General features: G+C 50.1%; 15 protein-coding genes and 1 riboswitch. Of the genes, 7 read left to right on the top strand and 8 right to left on the bottom strand.

The window, feature by feature from the left end; all coding sequences use genetic code 11:
• Positions 1 to 212 precede the first annotated feature (212 nt).
• From DESTI_RS24405 to DESTI_RS24370, 7 genes are all read right to left on the bottom strand, one after another.
• On the bottom strand, positions 213 to 476 hold the full coding sequence (locus DESTI_RS24405; RefSeq protein WP_014812641.1) for a BrnA antitoxin family protein: 264 nt from the start codon (positions 474 to 476) through the stop codon (positions 213 to 215).
• On the bottom strand, positions 445 to 765 hold the full coding sequence (locus tag DESTI_RS24400) for a BrnT family toxin (RefSeq protein ID WP_014812640.1): 321 nt from the start codon (positions 763 to 765) through the stop codon (positions 445 to 447). The genes DESTI_RS24405 and DESTI_RS24400 overlap by 32 nt, the downstream gene beginning before the upstream one ends.
• Positions 766 to 829: 64 nt before the next feature.
• Complete coding sequence (locus tag DESTI_RS24395) at positions 830 to 1,636, bottom strand: energy-coupling factor transporter transmembrane component T family protein (RefSeq protein WP_014812639.1); 807 nt, start codon at positions 1,634 to 1,636, stop codon at positions 830 to 832.
• Between the two features lie 152 nt (positions 1,637 to 1,788).
• Positions 1,789 to 3,387 carry an ABC transporter ATP-binding protein gene (locus DESTI_RS24390; protein ID WP_014812638.1) on the bottom strand — a complete coding sequence of 533 codons (1,599 nt, stop codon included), beginning with the start codon at positions 3,385 to 3,387 and terminating at the stop codon, positions 1,789 to 1,791.
• Between the two features lie 147 nt (positions 3,388 to 3,534).
• A complete protein-coding gene (locus DESTI_RS24385) occupies positions 3,535 to 4,908 on the bottom strand; it encodes a UbiD family decarboxylase (RefSeq protein WP_014812637.1) in 1,374 nt (457 codons plus the stop codon).
• A 101-nt stretch (positions 4,909 to 5,009) separates the two neighbouring features.
• Positions 5,010 to 5,576: a hypothetical protein gene (locus tag DESTI_RS24380; RefSeq protein ID WP_014812636.1), complete on the bottom strand. Its 567-nt coding sequence runs from the start codon at positions 5,574 to 5,576 to the stop codon at positions 5,010 to 5,012.
• 89 nt (positions 5,577 to 5,665) lie between these two features.
• Positions 5,666 to 5,787, bottom strand: a riboswitch (cobalamin riboswitch).
• A gap of 877 nt (positions 5,788 to 6,664) precedes the next feature.
• Positions 6,665 to 8,035: a sigma-54 interaction domain-containing protein gene (locus DESTI_RS24370; RefSeq protein WP_014812635.1), complete on the bottom strand. Its 1,371-nt coding sequence runs from the start codon at positions 8,033 to 8,035 to the stop codon at positions 6,665 to 6,667.
• Positions 8,036 to 8,327: 292 nt separating this feature from the next.
• On the opposite strand from DESTI_RS24370, the gene DESTI_RS24365 reads away from it, so the two are divergent.
• The 4 genes from DESTI_RS24365 (at position 8,328) to DESTI_RS24345 (ending at position 12,386) form a co-directional block, all read left to right on the top strand.
• Positions 8,328 to 8,666: a sulfurtransferase TusA family protein gene (locus DESTI_RS24365; protein ID WP_211213717.1), complete on the top strand. Its 339-nt coding sequence runs from the start codon at positions 8,328 to 8,330 to the stop codon at positions 8,664 to 8,666.
• Between the two features lie 52 nt (positions 8,667 to 8,718).
• Positions 8,719 to 9,381 (top strand): methylenetetrahydrofolate reductase C-terminal domain-containing protein, encoded by a 663-nt coding sequence (locus tag DESTI_RS24360; protein ID WP_014812633.1) that lies wholly within the window; start codon positions 8,719 to 8,721, stop codon positions 9,379 to 9,381.
• A gap of 13 nt (positions 9,382 to 9,394) precedes the next feature.
• Positions 9,395 to 10,300 carry a methylenetetrahydrofolate reductase gene (locus tag DESTI_RS24355; RefSeq protein WP_014812632.1) on the top strand — a complete coding sequence of 302 codons (906 nt, stop codon included), beginning with the start codon at positions 9,395 to 9,397 and terminating at the stop codon, positions 10,298 to 10,300.
• A gap of 874 nt (positions 10,301 to 11,174) precedes the next feature.
• Entirely contained in the window at positions 11,175 to 12,386 is a 1,212-nt protein-coding gene (locus DESTI_RS24345) for a molybdopterin molybdotransferase MoeA (protein WP_014812631.1), read from the top strand.
• A 59-nt stretch (positions 12,387 to 12,445) separates the two neighbouring features.
• Here DESTI_RS24345 and DESTI_RS24340 read toward each other — a convergent pair whose 3' ends face one another.
• Positions 12,446 to 12,970, bottom strand: a complete 525-nt coding sequence (locus tag DESTI_RS24340) for an HPP family protein (RefSeq protein WP_014812630.1) — start codon at positions 12,968 to 12,970, stop codon at positions 12,446 to 12,448.
• A gap of 346 nt (positions 12,971 to 13,316) precedes the next feature.
• Here DESTI_RS24340 and DESTI_RS24335 point away from each other — a divergent pair, with 346 nt between their 5' ends.
• From DESTI_RS24335 to DESTI_RS24325, 3 genes are all read left to right on the top strand, one after another.
• The gene (locus DESTI_RS24335; protein ID WP_014812629.1) at positions 13,317 to 14,861 is read left to right on the top strand and encodes a PAS domain-containing sensor histidine kinase; all 1,545 of its coding nucleotides are present in this window, start codon (positions 13,317 to 13,319) and stop codon (positions 14,859 to 14,861) included.
• Positions 14,849 to 16,198 (top strand): sigma-54-dependent transcriptional regulator, encoded by a 1,350-nt coding sequence (locus DESTI_RS24330; RefSeq protein WP_014812628.1) that lies wholly within the window; start codon positions 14,849 to 14,851, stop codon positions 16,196 to 16,198. The genes DESTI_RS24335 and DESTI_RS24330 overlap by 13 nt, the downstream gene beginning before the upstream one ends.
• 249 nt (positions 16,199 to 16,447) lie before the next feature.
• A complete protein-coding gene (locus DESTI_RS24325; RefSeq protein WP_014812627.1) occupies positions 16,448 to 18,034 on the top strand; it encodes a class I adenylate-forming enzyme family protein in 1,587 nt (528 codons plus the stop codon).
• Positions 18,035 to 18,088 lie beyond the last annotated feature (54 nt).

The following is an 18,088-nucleotide window of genomic DNA, read 5'->3' as shown; positions in this document are numbered from 1 at the left end:
ATTCAATGAATCCGGCTGATGAGCGAATGCCCTGGATAGAGATTCCTATGGCGTTTCCGGCAAGGAAAAAAGAAGCAGGTGTTATTCCTGACCAAGGTCCCGAAGGAGAATGGAGATCTGGAGATCATTGATGAAAGCGGGGAGATTACATGTGTCCTAGAGCGGACCTACTTCGCTGGTCAGTGCTGGATTATATCATCTGCACTGCTTGGTTACCCAAGCTCTTGTTTAATGCGCTCTGCGAGAAACATTTTCAGCAGCGACTGGTAAGGCACATCTCTCTTATTTGCGAGTATCTTCAAGTCTTCGAGCATCGATTCGGGAAGCCTGATAGAGATGGTGCGGGTAGATGGCTTCAGATTCGGGAACTTCTTTCGTTTGGCTTTTTCCCACTTCACGTACACAGTCGAATCGTGGCTTGCCCAGAAATCTCGTTCCTGGTCTTCATTCTCGAATTTCGGTATCTGTTTTTTCATCGTAAATCAATCTCTCTTTTCGGTTCATGTCACGGGCTGAAATGACACGAATGCTTTCGCCGCGGATGGTAAACACCACGAACAAATACCGGTCATCATCGGTTTGCTCTAATGCATAGTGCCGTTCTTCCGTCTGCGAGTGCTTCGAATCGTCCCCAACGACCAGCGGGACATTTAAGAAAACTTGCTCGCATTCCATTTGGGACACTCCATGTTTGATCCAGTTCTTGTCTGAATTTCCTTGGTCCCACTCAAATGTGGTGCATTTGGATAATTTGTCCTGTTGCACGTCTCACCAAGTTCTCGTGTCTTATTTAAGATGTATATTACTGACATATACAAAAGTCAAAGAATTAAAGCGAGCTCATTAGAATAAGAACAGCAGTCACGACAGCAAAATAGGCTCCGATTGCCGCTGCAGCCAACCGGTCGGTCCTCCTGAAGGACAAATCCTCAAGAAACGTACGGGTATCATGCAATCGGAAACCCTTCAACTCCATCGTTAGGGACACTTCATGCGTTCTTCGGAGTGTTCTTAAAATGAGTGGAAGGATTACCGTGACGATTCCCTTTGCTTTTTGCCAGGTTGTGGTTAGAGCGATTCCTCTGGATTCCTGACTCTCGTGAATTTCACGGAGGTCACGTTCAAGGAGCGGCAGGAAGCGAAATGCAAGCCCTACCAGAACGGCCGACGAAGCGGGCAGTCTGCAATTTATCATCAGAAGAGTCATCTCTTCAGGCGTTGTGCACATAATGAACTGCAGAAACAGGAGCGAAAGACTGGTGAGCGTGAGCACTCCCATTGCCCCCAATAGGAGACCTTCACTGTAGAATGTCGCTGGTCCGAGATGGAAAACCGGGCTGCCTTGCGTCCGTAACAAACCCTGTAACAATATGAGCTGGATTCCTATTACTGCCATGATTTTGAGGAACGGCAACAGATTCCTCAAGGAGATCCCTGCCAATCGTATGGTGAACAGTACGACAAAGAAGTTCCACGCGACCAGACCAGGGCTCAAACCCCAGACAGTGAATATGGCGTTGCCAATGAGCCACAGAATCTTCACTCTGGGGTCTAACCGACTAATCGCCGAATCTCTACTGTAACTTACCAGAAGCTGCATAGCCAAAGACACTAAATTTGGGAAACCTTTTTTCAAAAAGGTTCCCCAAACCCTTCCAAAAACTTCTAATACTCGTCCGAATCCTCGTTTTTCGATGAAAAAGCGAGGATTCGGACGACTGCTGGAAGTTCTTGCGAAAGCTTAAGTGAGCCTTCTTTACAAGAAGGATTTCTCATATTTTATCTCTTTCATGCGAATCTTGTCCCATGAGAAGTCAAACATATCTCTTCGGGGCTCAATTCGGCTTGGATCTTACCTCTTTCGAGAAATATAAATCTGGAAGCAAAGCTTAGGGCTATTTGATGATCGTGGGTGATCACGATAATAGTTCTTCCTTCTTCCCTGAGTTGAGTCAGGAGCTCCATGGTCTTGAAGTCGTCCGGGAAGCTCATATGTGACGTGGGTTCATCGAGAACAAGGACTTCAGGTTCGTGTATCAGCCGGGAAGCAAAAGCTACCTTTTGCATCATTCCTCCAGGAAGTCTGTAAGGGTGTACACTGGCTACTTCGCTCAGATCCAGCTTTGCAAGCCAATGGGCAACCCTTTCCTCAATGATGTTTGGATCGAGCTTTTGAGCCTGGAGAGCGAGGCCGACTTCTTCTCTCACTGAGCCGGTGCAGACTTGAAGATAGGGATTTTGCGGCATATAACCGACATAGCGAGCCAATTCTGCGGTGGTCAGGCATTTCGTGTCAATATCCTTGAAGAACACCGTGCCAGACTGCTGACGCAAGAGTCCAACCAAGTGCTTGGCCAGAGTTGTCTTGCCGGACCCGTTTTCGCCTACCAGGACAACGAATTCGCCTTCATAAATTCTCAGTGAAACGTTTGTCAGCCCAAACTGGGACGCTCCATAGCTGAAGCACAGATTTTCAACCGATATGATGGGGGCAGCAGATTCTTCATCGCCATTTCCTCTTAAGAATGAAGCAGTTCCACTCTGCAATTCAGGCGAAGTCGTTTGCGTCGAATCGATGACATCCCTACAAAGAGGAAAGATGCGTCTAATAGTACCACTCGGCCGGGATTCCAGTTTCGTGGTAATTGAAGCCAACCTCCCGCGCTCCAGCACTATAACTCGATCCGCCTCGATACCCAATTCGGCTATCTTGTTGTCCACCACGATTACAGAGAGTCCTCTTGAACGGCACTCCTGGAGCAGTCGCATGTAGATGCTTCGGCGGCCCTGAAAATCAAGCTGATCCGCCGCTCCGTCTAATATCAGGACGGTCGGATGGAGCGAGAGATAGCTCGCCAGTACAGCACGCTGACTTTCGCCGCCGGAAAGCGTTTCAGGGCTCCTCTGTTCATAGCCCTGCAATCCGACATATTCCAAGGATTCCTGCACTCGGATTCGGACTTCGTTTCGGGAAACCAGGAGGTTGCACGGACCAAAGGCCACATCCTGCTCGATGGTTGTACAAAAGAGCTGGTCCGAAGGATCTTGTCTTATGAGAGCGATTTTTCCGGCCAATTCAGCAAGTCGCATTCCCGTAAGACTTGAGCCTTCGAACAGCACGTCTCCTTCCAGAACAGCTTTTTCAAAATGAGGGATGACACCCGCAATGCATCGGCACAGAGTGGTCTTTCCCGCGAGACTGGAGCCTGCGAGAACGATGAACTCTCCTTGCTTGATGCACAAATGAATATCCTGCAACGCAGGGTGTTCTGCATCAGGGTAGGCGACTGTTCGAATGTCGACTTCAAGCAGGTTCAAGGTCATAAGTCTTGCCATTTGCATCAAGAAAGCGCCGTGGGTATTCTCTGTAAGGAAAATTTCCCTCAAAACTCTCTCTAAGGATTTTTTGTCATTCGCAGGAACCCGAATTTCCTTCCAGGAAATTCGGGTTCCTGCGAGTATCAAAAGTTCTTGAGGAGGAAATCGGGGAGGAACTTCTTACAAGAAGTTCCTCCCCGATTTCCTTCCTTCAAGCTACGGAAGTAGCTTGGCCAGTATGCTTTGTGCTTTGGTTCGCGCTTCGGTATCCAGGGTAATGCTATCCGCAAAGCCGTTGAGTGGCTTGGTTGCGTCAATTCCCATTCTTGCAGTTCGGCTCAGTTCGTCGGTGGATGGATCGAGAGTGCAGCCCATTCCGAGGTGTTGAGGAATGATATGGACATCCCGATCTGCTTGCACACGAGTGGCAATAGCCCACAAGACCTGCGTTTCATCGAATACGTCCACGTCATCGTCCACGACTACGACCATTTTCAGATTGTGATCCACCGAAAACGCGCGCATTATCGCTTGCATGGGTTGACCTTCCGCTATCTTCTTCATGGATATATAGCAGTGAAAGAGTCCGCACGCAGACAACGGAGCATGCACTTTAGAAACATTCGGTAGAGACTGCTTGAGTGCCTGCATCACGTCGCCTTCCCGTTGAATCGCAACGATAGTGACGTGCTCTGAACACATTCCCGGTGTAATGCACTGGTAGAGCGCTCCATTTCTGTGAGAAAGCGATTTGGCCGCAAACACGTTTTCGGTGCTTCTGTGACAGGAATAGTTCGTGAACTCCGCAAAGGGTCCTTCCGGTTCCCTTACGCCTGCAAGAATTTCCCCTTCGATCACTATCTCGGACCATGCCGGAACTGTAAGGTCTATGTGGCTGCATCTGCCGACCTGCATGGGTTGTCCCAGGAGCGCCCCTATTCTCGGGTACTTGCTTTCATCGTAGGGAACAAGCGCCATCGATCCCAATGAGATGGCTGGATGTACACCGAGAACAACGGCTGCTTCCAGATTTCTCCCTTGCTCCTCTGCCCTCCGGAAATATTCCCATAGACGCTGCCGGGAATGGAGACTGACGGCAAGCTTATCTCTTCCTTTTAGCTGCATCCGATGGTAACCGCAGGTTTCCGCCCCTGTGTACGGGTCTCGAGCTACTACTAGCCCTGCAGTTATGTACGGACCTGCATCGATAGGAAAATGCGTGAGGATGGGTAATTTGGTCAAATCCAGCTCTGCACCTACAAATTGGTTTTGCAGGAAAGCCGGCGCTTCGACGATCTCGACGGGTATTGACCGTTGAATGCGATCTGCGAAAGAAGACCCTATCTCTTCTGCAGTTACCCCCAGAGCACGTGCAAGCCGTTCCCTGCCAGCCAGGAGATTTGCCACCACCGGAAAATCCCGCCCTGAAATCTTCTCGAAAATCACCAGAGGATATCGCCGCATACGTTCTAACTCCATTATGATCGCAGTCGGTTCCCATACGGCATTCAGCTCTTCCGTAATACGCAGAACATCGCGAGGATTGTTCTGCTCGTACAATCTGATGAAATCGCGCCAATCTTGACTCATACATTATCCTAACCTGCCGCGGTACGGACCCGGGCAAAAGTCGATGAATCTTCTACGCTACAGACAGTCTTCCCGATGTTCTCTACAAATACAGGCGAACACTATTTTGTCAGTCCGGATCGTACAAGGTTTCCATAGATCAATTTTGTGAGGATCGTCCCTCCGATTATGCCGGCAACGCAGGTTATAGCCGCAGCAATTCCAATGACAGGGTAAGGCAGATTCAAAATCGTCCTGAGACCGACAGCGACACAAAGGTTTCCCACCACATTTGCGGATACTTGGGCCAGGAGAATCCTTGACCACGTCATGTCGGTGCAATTACGAACAGCCAGCGAAAAAACCAGTGAGCCCAGGCCATTTGCGGGGATGAAGAAAAGCGCCAATGGTGACAATCCCGTCGCGAGAGCCACGAGAGCAGCGACTTCGCCAGTGATAAATCCTGCAGGTTGGCGATACAGGAGCGCGACAAGCGCTGTCATGGTTGCCCAAGTCACTCCACCAACGATGACGCATGCCGGGTTGATGACAGCATCGATGCGATGTGCGACTTGTTGCACGAGCACAAAGACGAGACCGAACAGCACCGCGCCAACGAGAGATTCAGTATCTACCCGCGTAAACGTTAGCGAACGACCATCCTGTGTGAGTGCTTTTGCTGTGTTCATTGCGTCCTCCCTGTGATTGCTCAATAAAAAACCCCTACCTCAAAGGTAGGGGTTGCTTTTACCATCAGCTTTCCCAAGACCTGACACTCGTCTTCTGGCTTTCGGGTCTTCCTCCGCTCGCCCTTCCCATTCAGTTGGAACCGAACAGTGGCTATGCGAGCTTCGTCACCGATTACAGCGGCGGGTCCGCCACGGAATTGCACCGTGTTCCGTCAGTATCATGTCTTCAAGAGCACAACTTTTTTCTTTAGAGTGCCCGCAACAGCGAGCCTTGTCAAGCAAAAACGGTGAAATGCGTGTATCCATTCAGTTATACGTGGGGAAAATCCCCCCTCCCCCCCCCTTTATAAAAGGGGGGTAAAGAAGCAACCCGAAATTCCCCCCTTAGTAAAGGGGGGTTTGGGGGGATTTGGAAAGTTGGAAGGACTGTGATCCGAGAAAAGATTCTCTCTACCCCGCGTAACTGAATCGTTACAAATGCGTAACCATTTAGTCATAGCCGGGCACGCCCTGGAAGGGCGGCCCCAATAGTAGCCACGGGTGTCAGAAACTGTCTCAAAAGTCAAAATTTATCCCGGATCGTGCCACGAATTTCTCATCATCTCTCCAGACTGACTGTAGGAGCGCCCCCCGTGGGTGCCCGGTAGTGACCGGCCTCCGTGCCGGTCATTGCGGGAGGGCAGGCACGAGACCTGCCCCTACCACGATGGCGAATCGTGGCACGATGTTCTGTGGATTCGAGAATTTTGAGACAGTCTCGTCAACCCGTGGACAGCCGCACGCCCCTATGCATAATTGAATGATCCTGAAAGGGTCCACCGATAGGCAATAATTTTCAAATGTCGTTGGTCGACCCCTTCAGGGTCTTGAAAACAAAAGACTTCCCGTATCGCTTCCGTGGGTTTGCACCCACGGCTACTGTTGGGTAGCCCCCTATGGGGCTGTAGAAATCTCTACCCCGTGTAACTGAATGGTTACGAAATGCGGTAATCGTTCAGTTACGCTGGGTAGAGAAGATCTTCTCCTGTGATCATGATACCGCTGATTTTTCCCACGCATGACTGAAGCATACAAAATACGATGGAACCCTAGCGGATGACATGAAAATTGTTCTTGATCCCAAGCTTAGCCATTTTCTTCCAGAGCGCTTGCCGGCTGATTCCCAGGATTTTCGCCGCCTCACTCTTGCTGCCGCCGGAGCGGCTCAATGCGTGCAAAACCGACGTTACCTCATCCCGAGTGCTCGGCGACGGCTTTGACAGGATCTTTTCTACTCCGGTTAATGTGTCGGGCAAGTGGGAAAGCTCGATGCACTGAGTTCTACAGACCACAAACGCGTAATCGAATGCATTGATGAGTTCTCTAATATTTCCCGGCCACTGATAATGCATCAGCGTCTCCATGGCCTCACCGCTTATGTCACGAATACGTTTACCTGTTTTGAGTCGGTTTTCTTCTATGAGATGTTCCACGAGCAAAGGCAGATCTTCCATTCGTTCTCTCAACGGAGGGAGCCGTATAGGTATGACATTGAGGCGATAGAACAGGTCTTCTCGGAATAGATCCTTTGCAATCATATCAGTCAAATCCCTGTGGGTCGCCGAGATTATCCTTGCATCGATTCTGATCGGGACACTGTCCCCTACCCGCTCTATTTCTTTTTCTTGAAGCACTCTGAGGATCTTCACTTGCATGGAGAGCGGGATATCACCGATCTCGTCGAGAAAGATGTCCCCTTTGTGGGCCATCTCGAATCGACCTTTTCTCATTTTGTCCGCGCCTGTGTACGCTCCTTTCACATGTCCGAAGAGTTCGCTTTCCAAAAGCGATTCGCTCAGAGCAGCGCAGTTGACTTTGACGAAAGGACCGAATTTGCGATTTCCCAGATTGTGAATCGCGGAAGCCACGAGTTCCTTACCGGTGCCGCTTTCTCCATGGATGATGATAGGTGCTTCCGACTGAGCAGCATCGGTGATCAGGTCAAAGACATCTCGCATTGCACGGCATTTTCCGATCATGCCCTGGAAGCGGTCCTTACCTTTCAGAATGGAGCTGAGTCTCGCAATTCGCCGGTCTCGTTCAACAATTTCGCTCAGGTCCATAAGCGTCTCTACAGCGCCCATAAGCCTACCGTCATGGGACACAAGCGCCGAAGCATTTTTCATGATTGGTACGATTGCTCCATCCTTCCTTTTCATGTTGCATTTTCGTCGTTCTACCTTCTTCGTCTCGAATAGATCGCAGGAAAAACCATTGTCTTCTCCGCAACGTGCAGAGCAGTTGTCACAGTTAAGAATCGTGCAGGGACTTCCGATAAGTTCCTCTCTCGTATAGCCGGTCAGCGCTTCTGTAGCTTTGTTCACGGAGACGATCATCCCATCCGCATCCACGACCATCAAGCCGTCCATCATGGTTTCTACAATGGTTTTCCAGAAGTTCACCATATTTTCGCGATGCATTTGCCGCGACCTCCGGGGCAATACCAATGTGCTTCCATAGAGGGAATATTGAGAGATCTGTTCTTGGCCCGTCCCGCCAAATCTTCTCCGTTACGAACGGCACGGCCTGACTTCGCTTCGGAGACATGCCGGGACCGGATTTGCCAGACTTTACTTCTTTGAACGCACATTCGTATAAGACGTCAACTGAAGGTTAACCAATCACTTAACAATTGTCAACCGGTTTACGGTTCCAGGGTTGACGTTGACGAGAAGAAGATGCCTCTCAATAGCAACGAGAATCTATTGTTCAGTGGCTACGGATTTGACGAACTTTGGCACAGGCGTTGCTTCATCACAGCCGGAAAAGGACGAACCCGAGGGTACCGACATGGACAAAGCGGGATTGACAGCATTGAAACCAAAAAGAGTGATCGACGCCCGATGGACTCCATGTCCGGGCCCGCTTCTGGAGGCAAAGGACGGCATCGGCCACCTGAAGGAGGGAGATGTACTGGAAATCCGATCCCATGATCCGGGGGCTCCAGGGGACATCTCAGCCTGGGCCAGGAAGACGGGACACGAGTTTCTCGGATTTATAACTTCGCAAGGGTGTGATCGTATTTTCATAAGAAAGAAGAATCATCTGTGAGAATCACTACTTCGTTTCGGCTCGTATCGAAGCACAACAGAAGGAGGAACTGATGATCGGGACCGCAAGAAAGTCGGATTCTGAGATTTTGGAAGCATTGAGCAAATACCGTAAAATTATCGTGACCGGTTGCAATGGCTGTGCGAAAGCTTGCAAGACAGGCGGCGAAGCGCAAGTCCCCGTAATGGCCGAACAACTGCGCAAGAACGGCAAAGAAGTCGTCCTCGAGGTTGTCCCGGAGCGTACCTGCTACATCAATCACACCATGGCAGCATTCGAAGGAAAAGAAGAGCAACTCCGGGAAAGCGACGCAATTCTCGTGCTCGGGTGTGGCGGAGCAGTGCAGATTGTGCGGCAAGCGACGGAACAATTGGGAATGACTGTTCCGGTAAAGATCGGACTGAACTCGGTCGGACATATGGACACGACCATAGCCGGAGCGTTTGCACTCGAGCAGTGTCAGGAATGCGGTGATTGCGTGCTCAACGAAACCGGCGGCATTTGCCCGTTTACAAAATGTGCGAAGAATCTGTTGAACGGTCCTTGTGGCGGGGCAGAAAACGGCAAATGCGAGGTGGATCGCGATCGTGATTGTGCCTGGGTACTTATCTACAATCGATTGGCAGCACTTGGTGAACTGGGTTCATTGTCCATATACAGGGAACCGAAAGACTACGCCAAATTCAACAAACCGCGATCTCTGAAATTAGCCTGATGAGGAAACTGTCATGAAAATAACCGAACTTTTTGCCGGTGGAACATACGTCATTACCAGTGAAGTCGGTCCCGTAAAGGGATGCATGCGAGATCTCGGGGACGGCAAGGTGCCTCGTTGTCTCGAAGAAGCGGACATCCTGAAAAACCATGTTCACGCAATCAATGTGACGGACAATCAGAGTGCCGTCATGCGCCTGGGTTCTCTGGCGGCTTCGGTGAGATTGAAAGAACGCGGCGTCGAACCCATTTACCAGATAACCTGCCGCGACCGGAACCGAATCGCGCTGCAATCGGAACTCCTGAATGCCTGTTCTCTGGGAATCGACAACGTGCTGGTCATAACCGGAGATCATACCACTCTTGGAGACCATCGCTCTGCAAAACCCGTGTTCGATCTGGATTCAGTTCAACTTCTGCGCATTGCAACACAGATGAAAAACGGATACGACATGGCCGGAAACCAACTCACTCAAGCCACTGATTTTGCGCTGGGCGCGGTTGTCAATCCGAATTTCGAGCCGTTGGATCTGCAATTGATCAAGATGGAGAAGAAGATAGCTGCAGGAGCACAGTTTTTCCAGACGCAAACAGTGTACGATGCGGCTTTGTTCGAGAAGTTCATTCGGAAGACCGAAGGCTTCGGAGTGCCGATTCAGATAGGCATTGTTCTCATTAAGTCCGCCAAAATGGCTGAGTTTATGAATCGCAACATCGCGGGCATCACGGTTCCCGACAGGTGGGTAAAAAGGCTCGGGGATGTTCCCACAGAAAAAGCAAAAGATTTGTGCGTGGAGATGACATCCGAATTCTTCAAAGAGGTAGCTCCAATGACTCAGGGAGTACATTTCATGCCACTTGGATGGTCGGATGTTGTGCCTCGAATCATTGATGCAAGTCTCGTGGGAAAAGCATCTTGACGAAGTATGAGAATTTAGTACCGGAACGACTGCCCTCCTGAAATTCAGCAAATTGATTATTTGAATTGTCATTGTGAGCGAAGCGAAGCAATCCCCTGAAGGTGCAGGCAAGTATCAGGAGATTGTCCCGCGAGACGCGGGATCGCTCCGCTCCTCGCAATGACATGTCCCCCAGCACCTCACCTCCGTGGGTAACTGAAGGAACACGTCGACCGGAACTGAAATCTTTGTACAGGGTCATGGAGAATATGCGGTCAAGATCTCACAATTTCTGCTAAAGTAGTCCAGTGAGGCGGAAGGTAACCATTCAGTTGTAGGCGGGCACTAGGAATTCTGAGCCCTGGAAGGGCGACCCAGCAATAGCCACAGGTGTCAGAAAGTGTCTCAGGAATCAAAATTTATCCCAGATCGTGGCACGAAGTTCTCATGATCTTCACGGCCCTGATTGTAGGGGCGCCCCTCGTGGGTGCCCGGTAGTGACCGACCTCCGTGCCGGTCATTGCAGGAGGGCAGGCACGAGATCTGCCCCCTACAAGGAGGATGAATCGTGGCACGATTTTTGTGTATTCGAGAATTTTGAGACAGTTTCGTCAACCCGTGGAGCGGCCGGCCCATAAGCATAGTTCAACGACCCTGAAAGGGGTCGACCAACAAGACAATAACGCTCAAATGGCGTTGGCAGACCCCTTCAGGGTCTTGAAGACAAGGGACTTCCATATCGCTTCCGTGGGTTTTGCACCCACGGCTACTCTTGGGCAGCCCCTATGGGGCTGTAGAAAGCTCTTCCACGGGTAAGTGAATGGATATAGCGGAAGAGTTTTGCGTGATCTGTCATCCGTATCATTAATCATACTTATGTCAGGTGCTTAAGTTCATGTACGATATAGGATTTCAACAGGCCTGCGAATTGGCAAGGAACAATATCACACCTTTGGGAGCGGAGAAGATACCGGTCTCGGGCCTCTCGGGCCGAGTCTGCGCACGGGAGGCGATTGCTCTGATCGACTACCCGTCAGCCGATTCATCTCTCAAAGATGGATATGCAGTAATTTCTCGGGACATAGCACGTGCGGACCGGCAGAATCCGGTCTTACTCCAGGTGGTCGGAACCCTTGGCGCAGGCGATCCCTGCACTATGTCGGTGAGCACTGGAAAAACCGTTCGAGTCCTCAGCGGTGCCTCTATTCCCGAGGGAGCTGAAGCTGTTCTTGCAGAAGAATTCGCTGAAAAGAGAGACGGTCATATCAGAGCCTTGGCGTGCTCGGAGCAGGGAAGAAATATCCTTGCAAAAGGTTCCGAAGTGAAAGAGGGAGAGATCCTCGTCCGGACGGGTGAGGTGTTCACTCCAGCAAAAATCGGTTTAATAGTCGCAGGAGGCATTCAGGAAGCGTGGGTCTTTCGTCGCCCTAAAGTGGGTCTTCTGGCCACCGGAAATGAAGTGCTCCTGCCTGGCCAACCGCCGGAGACAGGGAAGCTTTTCGCGAGCAACCTGGCGCTCCAGGATGCATGGCTTCGATCATGGTCCATTTCCAGCGTTATCGAAAAAGCGGAAGACTCTTTTCCGGGCTTAAAGACCGCACTTGAGTCGATTGTCGATGAATGTGACATCATTCTCACTTCAGGCGGGGCCTGGAAAGGAGATCGCGACCTGATCGTGAAGGTTCTCGACGGACTTGGATGGAATATGCTCTTTCACAGGATCAGGCTCGGGCCCGGAAAAGCTGTGGCTCTGGGATTCCTCCAGGGAAAGCCTGTAGTCTGTTTGCCTGGAGGTCCACCATCGAATGAGGCGGCGTTTCTCCTGATAGCGCTGCCTTTGGTGCTTCAACTGGCCGGGTACACCGGGTCTCCGTATCGTCGACTCACAGGGATTTTGACAGAAGAGGTAAGAGGTCAGAAAGACTGGACGCAGGTAGTTCATTGTCGAGCAGAGAAGCAAGACTTCTCGATTCGTTTAGTACCTCTCGCTTCAACGCAACGGTTGCGTTCCATGGCTACTGCTGACGGCCTTTTCCTGATACCTGAAGGAGTGGAACATATTTCTAAAGGGACTCTCGTAGAGTTCATCTGCCTCAATGATCAATGATACCATTTCACAATTATGCATATAAGATGGCGACGGCTGAGGTGACGCTCATCTAATATTTACTCTCGATGAAACCAGAATTCCGGGTAACGCCTGCTGCTCGCGATATTGTTCACTGCAAGTGCAACAACTAAAAGAAACAGAGCTCCAAATCCCACTGGAGCAATGATGTAGAGGAATCCCAGATCGTGGATTCGATCGGGACCTATGACTGCGAAGAGTGCTGTGCCTCCGCCGGGAGGATGGAGAGTATTTGTCACCTGCATAATCGCAAGTGCTGCGGCAGTTCCAATCCCGGCAGCGAGCCAGGGATACCCCTGAAACATCTTGAACGATGCAACCCCGGCCAGAGCTGAGAGCAGGTGTCCTCCAATAAGACTGCGGGGTTGTGCAAAGGAATGCCGTCTGTTGCCGAACACGAGAACGGCCGAAGCACCAAAGGCGCTTATGAGCACCCAGGCGTCTTGACCGTTGGGGATACCGGGGTCCACCAGTGCCAAACCGGCTATTCCAAGAAATGCCCCCAGACATGAGCGCCAGATATCACCCGGGGAGACTTTCTCCACGTATTTCATTTTGTCCATCGGATGGCCTCAAATTTGTCATCATACTTACCGAAAACAAGACAGCCTGCACATCCAACAACGCTGCCGTCGGCTTCACACGTGAACATAAAGGAGCCCTATCTCTTTTTCTGAACGATCCACGGTACATCGCGAGCTGCCTCACGTTCCCGCGTGCGGCAGCGTAACCGCTGGTATGTTAACACTCTTTTCATTCTATCGGAAATAATTTGCAGAGAATTCGCCACGGGTATTTGTCGACGACATCTGTTTTGCTCATCAACTTTATGATAATATAATCCAACCGATGTGAAAATTTAGATAGGTTCCTTTGGCTTTCCTCTCCAGGAAGATGGATACAATCCGGATGATGATTCGCGCTAAAACCAAAAGAGACCTGGAACAAGAGATTCTGGAATTAAAATGCAGGATTGCTGAATTCGAGCTTGCAGAAGTACATCGCAAGATTTTAGAACAGGCTCTCGACAAATCAGAGAACAAATTCAGAACCCTCACCGAGAAATCCGTAGTCGGGGTTTACCTCATTCAGGATGGGGTGTTTCAGTACGTCAACCCTAAATTAGCGGAAATTTTCGGGTACGAATCGCATGAGCTTATCGGCAAAGCGACAGCTTCAAGCCTGGTATTTGATGAGGACAGGCCTTTGTTGGAGGAGAACTTGACGAAGCGTCTGTCCGGTGAAATTGATGCGATGAACTATCAATTTCGAGGCATCAAGAAAGACGGAACCGTGATTTACATCGAGGCGTACGGGTCTCGCATGGAATATCAAGGCGCTCCTTCAGTAATAGGGTCTCTCATAGACATCACTCACAGGCTTGAATCCGAAGAAGCGCTCCGCAGGAGCGAACGCAAATACAAGACTTTGGTTGAAGAGATTAATGACGGCTATTTCGTGGTCCAGAACGAGCGCATTATTTTTGCGAACCAGGCATTCTGTAGAATGCACGGCACTCTCCTGGACAATATCATTGGACGCCATTTCTTGGATTTCGTGTCTCAGGATCATCGCGAAAGCCTGCAAGCTGCTTACGCGAGCGTGTTGGAAGATCGTCCTCCTCAGGGGCCGTTACAATACACCAGAATCGGTGTCCCGGAAAACGAAGCAGCCACGGAAGTCAGAGCCAGATCCGTGGATTTGGGTGAAGGGCCTGTCATCATAGGGATCTGTCGCGACATCAGTGAACGTCTCGCCATGGAATCCAAGATGCGGGAACATGAGCGAATGGCTTATTTGGGGCATCTATCGGCTTCGTTGTCTCATGAGATAAGAAATCCCCTCTCATCGATTAAGATGAACCTGCAAATTCTCTCGAGAAAACTCGATCTGGATGGATACGATCAACGGCGACTCGAGATAACCGTGCATGAAGTTTCCCGCCTGGAGAACATCCTTCGACAACTGCTCGATCTGGCGCGTCCGTTAACCATTGAAACAGCACCCACGGATTTATCGGCTCTCGCACAAGGCTGTGTGGATTTGCTCAGACCAAAAGCTCAGGAAAAGCAAATACGGATAGCCGAGCATTATTCCCCCGGATTACCTTTCGCCAAAATCGATGCCGGTAGATTGGAACAAGCGGTTATAAATCTCTTGTTGAATGCAATAGAGGCTACTCCCGAGTACGGCAATATCAAAGTATGGACAAGCCTTGCGAAGACTAATGGTGCCTGTGTATTGGAACTTGCTGTAAAAGATACCGGAACCGGAATCGAACAGCATCACATGAAGCATATATTTACCCCCTTTCATACTACGAAAAGTCTCGGGTGCGGGCTCGGTCTCAGTAACGTCAAACGCATTGTCGATGCGCATTCCGGTGAAATTGAAGTCCACAGTAAGAAAGGAAAAGGAGCGATCTTTGTCCTGAGGTTACCATGCATGGCGTGAAGAGAATCCTCATCATTGATGATGAGACCGCGATTCAAGAATCTCTCGAAATGTTTCTGCGTGAAAAAGGTCTCGCAGTTTGCGTTGCGGGTACCGGATCGGAGGGTTTGGAGCAGTACCTCGTATTTCAACCGCAAGTAATCGTTCTCGATATTCGCTTGCCTGATATCTCCGGCCTTGAGGTCCTCAAACAAATAATGGCTGTGGATGCAGATGCCAAAGTGATCATGATTACGGCTTACCACGATATGGAGACAACTATCGAGGCGATGCGTAACGGTGCTTACGACTATATTCACAAACCGCTTGATGTGGACGAACTGGACTACGCAGTTACCAAAAGTCTCCGGATCGCGGAGACTGCCACATCCAGTCGTCAGGTAATCCGAAGAGCTATCCATGCAGCGGGTCGTCACCAGATAATCGGGCATACTCCTGTCATGCGAGGCCTCTTCAAGACAATTGGACTCTTGTCTCGGAATCGGGCGACTGTTCTCATTGAAGGAGAAACAGGCAGCGGTAAAGAGCTTATCGCGCGAGTAATACACGAATCTTCCAGTTCCAATGATGAGCCCTTTATCACGGTTGATTGCACCACGCTGGTGGACAGCCTTTTCGAATCCGAACTCTTCGGCCATGAACGAGGCGCGTTTACCGGTGCGGGCGAAATGAAGAGAGGCCGGCTGGAATTAGCCGGTGAGGGCACCATCTTTTTGGACGAGGTTGGCGACTTGCCGCTTTCTTTACAGGCGAAGCTTCTGCGCTTCCTCGAGTATCGGGAGTTCACGAGAGTCGGAGGCACCCAGACTCTTTGTTCGAAAGCACGCATCATTGCTGCAACCAATCACAACTTGAGCGATCTGGTTACAAAAGGTCTCTTCAGACGCGATCTTCTCTTTCGCCTGAAAGTGGTTACTATAACGCTGCCGCCATTGCGTGAACGTATGGACGATTTGCAGGCCCTGGTAGATTTCTTCATTGCAGGCATCAATAGAGATTTGGGTTCCAGGATAAACCGCATCGAACGAGAAGTAATGAACATCCTGAAAGGCTATACCTGGCCCGGAAACGTGAGAGAGTTGAAAAATGTGCTCACGAAAGCGGTTCTGGAATCCAGGGGAGCGGTCTTACTTACGGATGCAGTGGAAACTGCCATCGGTATTTTTCCTTTGGATTCTCCGGAAACTGATGCAAGTACTTCTCTGGATGAGCTTGAGAAAAAACATATTTTGAAGACCATGTCTGAAACAGACGGTAACTTGTCTGCTGCCGCTCGAATTCTGGGAGTCTCCCGTCCCACACTGCGCAAGCGTCTGAAACAATATGGCATGAGATAATTCAACCGTCCGACTGACCGAGCGGTAAGAAAGTTTCCAGTCCTGGAAAGAAACTTCCCATCTAATAACCTTTGTACTCCTAACACGTGACGGGGATAATCCTTCTCGCCTGCTGATGCAGCGTTTCTTTACTTACTTCAGATGCAAACTTACTTGGGCATGAACTTTGCTCAGTCTGACCGACACGCCTCAACCTCTCGTTCAGAGATCCATGAAGGCCTATCGTCTGTGGAGCAAAGGAGCACTGTGATGAACTTGAGTCAAGAATGCATTGAAAAAAACGCTCGCCGCATCCCAACCCGACCCGCGATTATCGACGGACACAGTGGTGTTATTTACACCTACGCGGAATTAAACGAAAAAGTTAACTCCATGGCCAATGCCTTACGATCCTTAGGCATAGACAAAGGCGATCGAGTTGCTCTTTACATGCGGAATGTGCCCGAGTTCATTGTGGCGTTTCTTGCTATCGCCAAAGTTGGAGCGATTTCTGTTCCGTTCAACATCATGCTGAAAAAAATGGAAATCGAGTACATCCTGAACCACAGTCAAGCCAGAATTCTCTTCGGGATGACCGAAGAAACCGACCAAAACGTAATGCCCATATGGGACAATCTTCCATCACTGGAAAAAATAATTTCCGTCCATGGAGTGGCAGGAGGTGGAACTCATCCGAAAGTGCTGGAGTACGAGAATCTTATCTCAAGCAATGGAACGGAATTTGCCGCAATGGACATGGATGAGAACGATGGACTCTGTCTGCTCTATACGTCCGGAACTACGGGTAAGCCGAAGGGCGCGCTTTCGACACATGGAAGCTGGCTTGCTCAGGCGTCTATGAATGCCTCGCATGTGGTACCGATGACTGAGGAAGACCGTATACTTACCGGCGCACCTTACTTTCACGTGTACGTAGTGTTTACGGTCTTACCTACACTCTATGCGGGAGCTGCCGTTGTCACGCTTCAGAGGTTTTTTCCCAAACAGACTTTGGAATTGATAACCAAGTATCAGGGAACACACTTCATGGGCACGCCTACCATGTGGGCTTATCTTATCGAGGAATACCTGAAGAACAGCCAGCAATACGATATTTCCAGCTTTTGGTTCGGCCAATGTGCGGGGTCTCTGTTGCCGTCGGATTTGGCAAAGCAAATCCAGGAGGTTTTCGGAATCGGACTCGTAGAATGTTATGGCTCCACAGAGACATCGAGCACTGTGACGCACACACGTTTCAACCATTTCATTCCGGGAACTCCCGGCTGGGCTGCTCCCGGCTGGAAAATCAAGATCGTGGATGACGACGGCAAAGAACTGCCCGAGGGCGAAATAGGCGAATTGTGCTGTAAGGGGCCGGGAATAATAAAAGAATACTGGAACGATCCTGAGATGACCGCAAACAAGATTCGTGACGGCTGGTGGAAGTCCGGCGATTTGGGTTACGTGCGCGGGAAAGATCACGCTGACAGTCTGCTGTTCATTGTGGATCGCAAGGACGATATGTTGGTTTGTGGCGGATACAACATCTATCCCAGTGAAGTTGAAAGCTACTTGAGTCAACATCCTAAAGTCTTGCAGGCAATTGTGATCGGTGTACCTGACAGAGTAAAAGGAGAGATACCGAAAGCGTTTATTGTTCTGTCTCCAGGTCAGACCGCGGGGGAAGAAGAAATCATTCAGTGGGCCAAAGGCAATATGGCTGCATACAAAGCACCCCGTCAGGTGGAATTCACCACGATTGACGAATTACCCAAAACCGCAACAGGCAAGATCTTGAAGCGAGAACTCAAACGCCTGGAGGTCGAAAAATTCAACAGATTGAGGGAAGCTGTCTAGTGTTAGGCACTTGGCGAATATAGCTTAACACAGCTTTTCTCGACTGTTTCCAAT

It is taken from the genome of Desulfomonile tiedjei DSM 6799 (assembly GCF_000266945.1).
Classification (GTDB): domain Bacteria; phylum Desulfobacterota; class Desulfomonilia; order Desulfomonilales; family Desulfomonilaceae; genus Desulfomonile; species Desulfomonile tiedjei.
The sequence above is the reverse complement of the archived record's forward strand: the minus strand, read 5'-3'. Positions and strand labels throughout refer to the sequence as shown.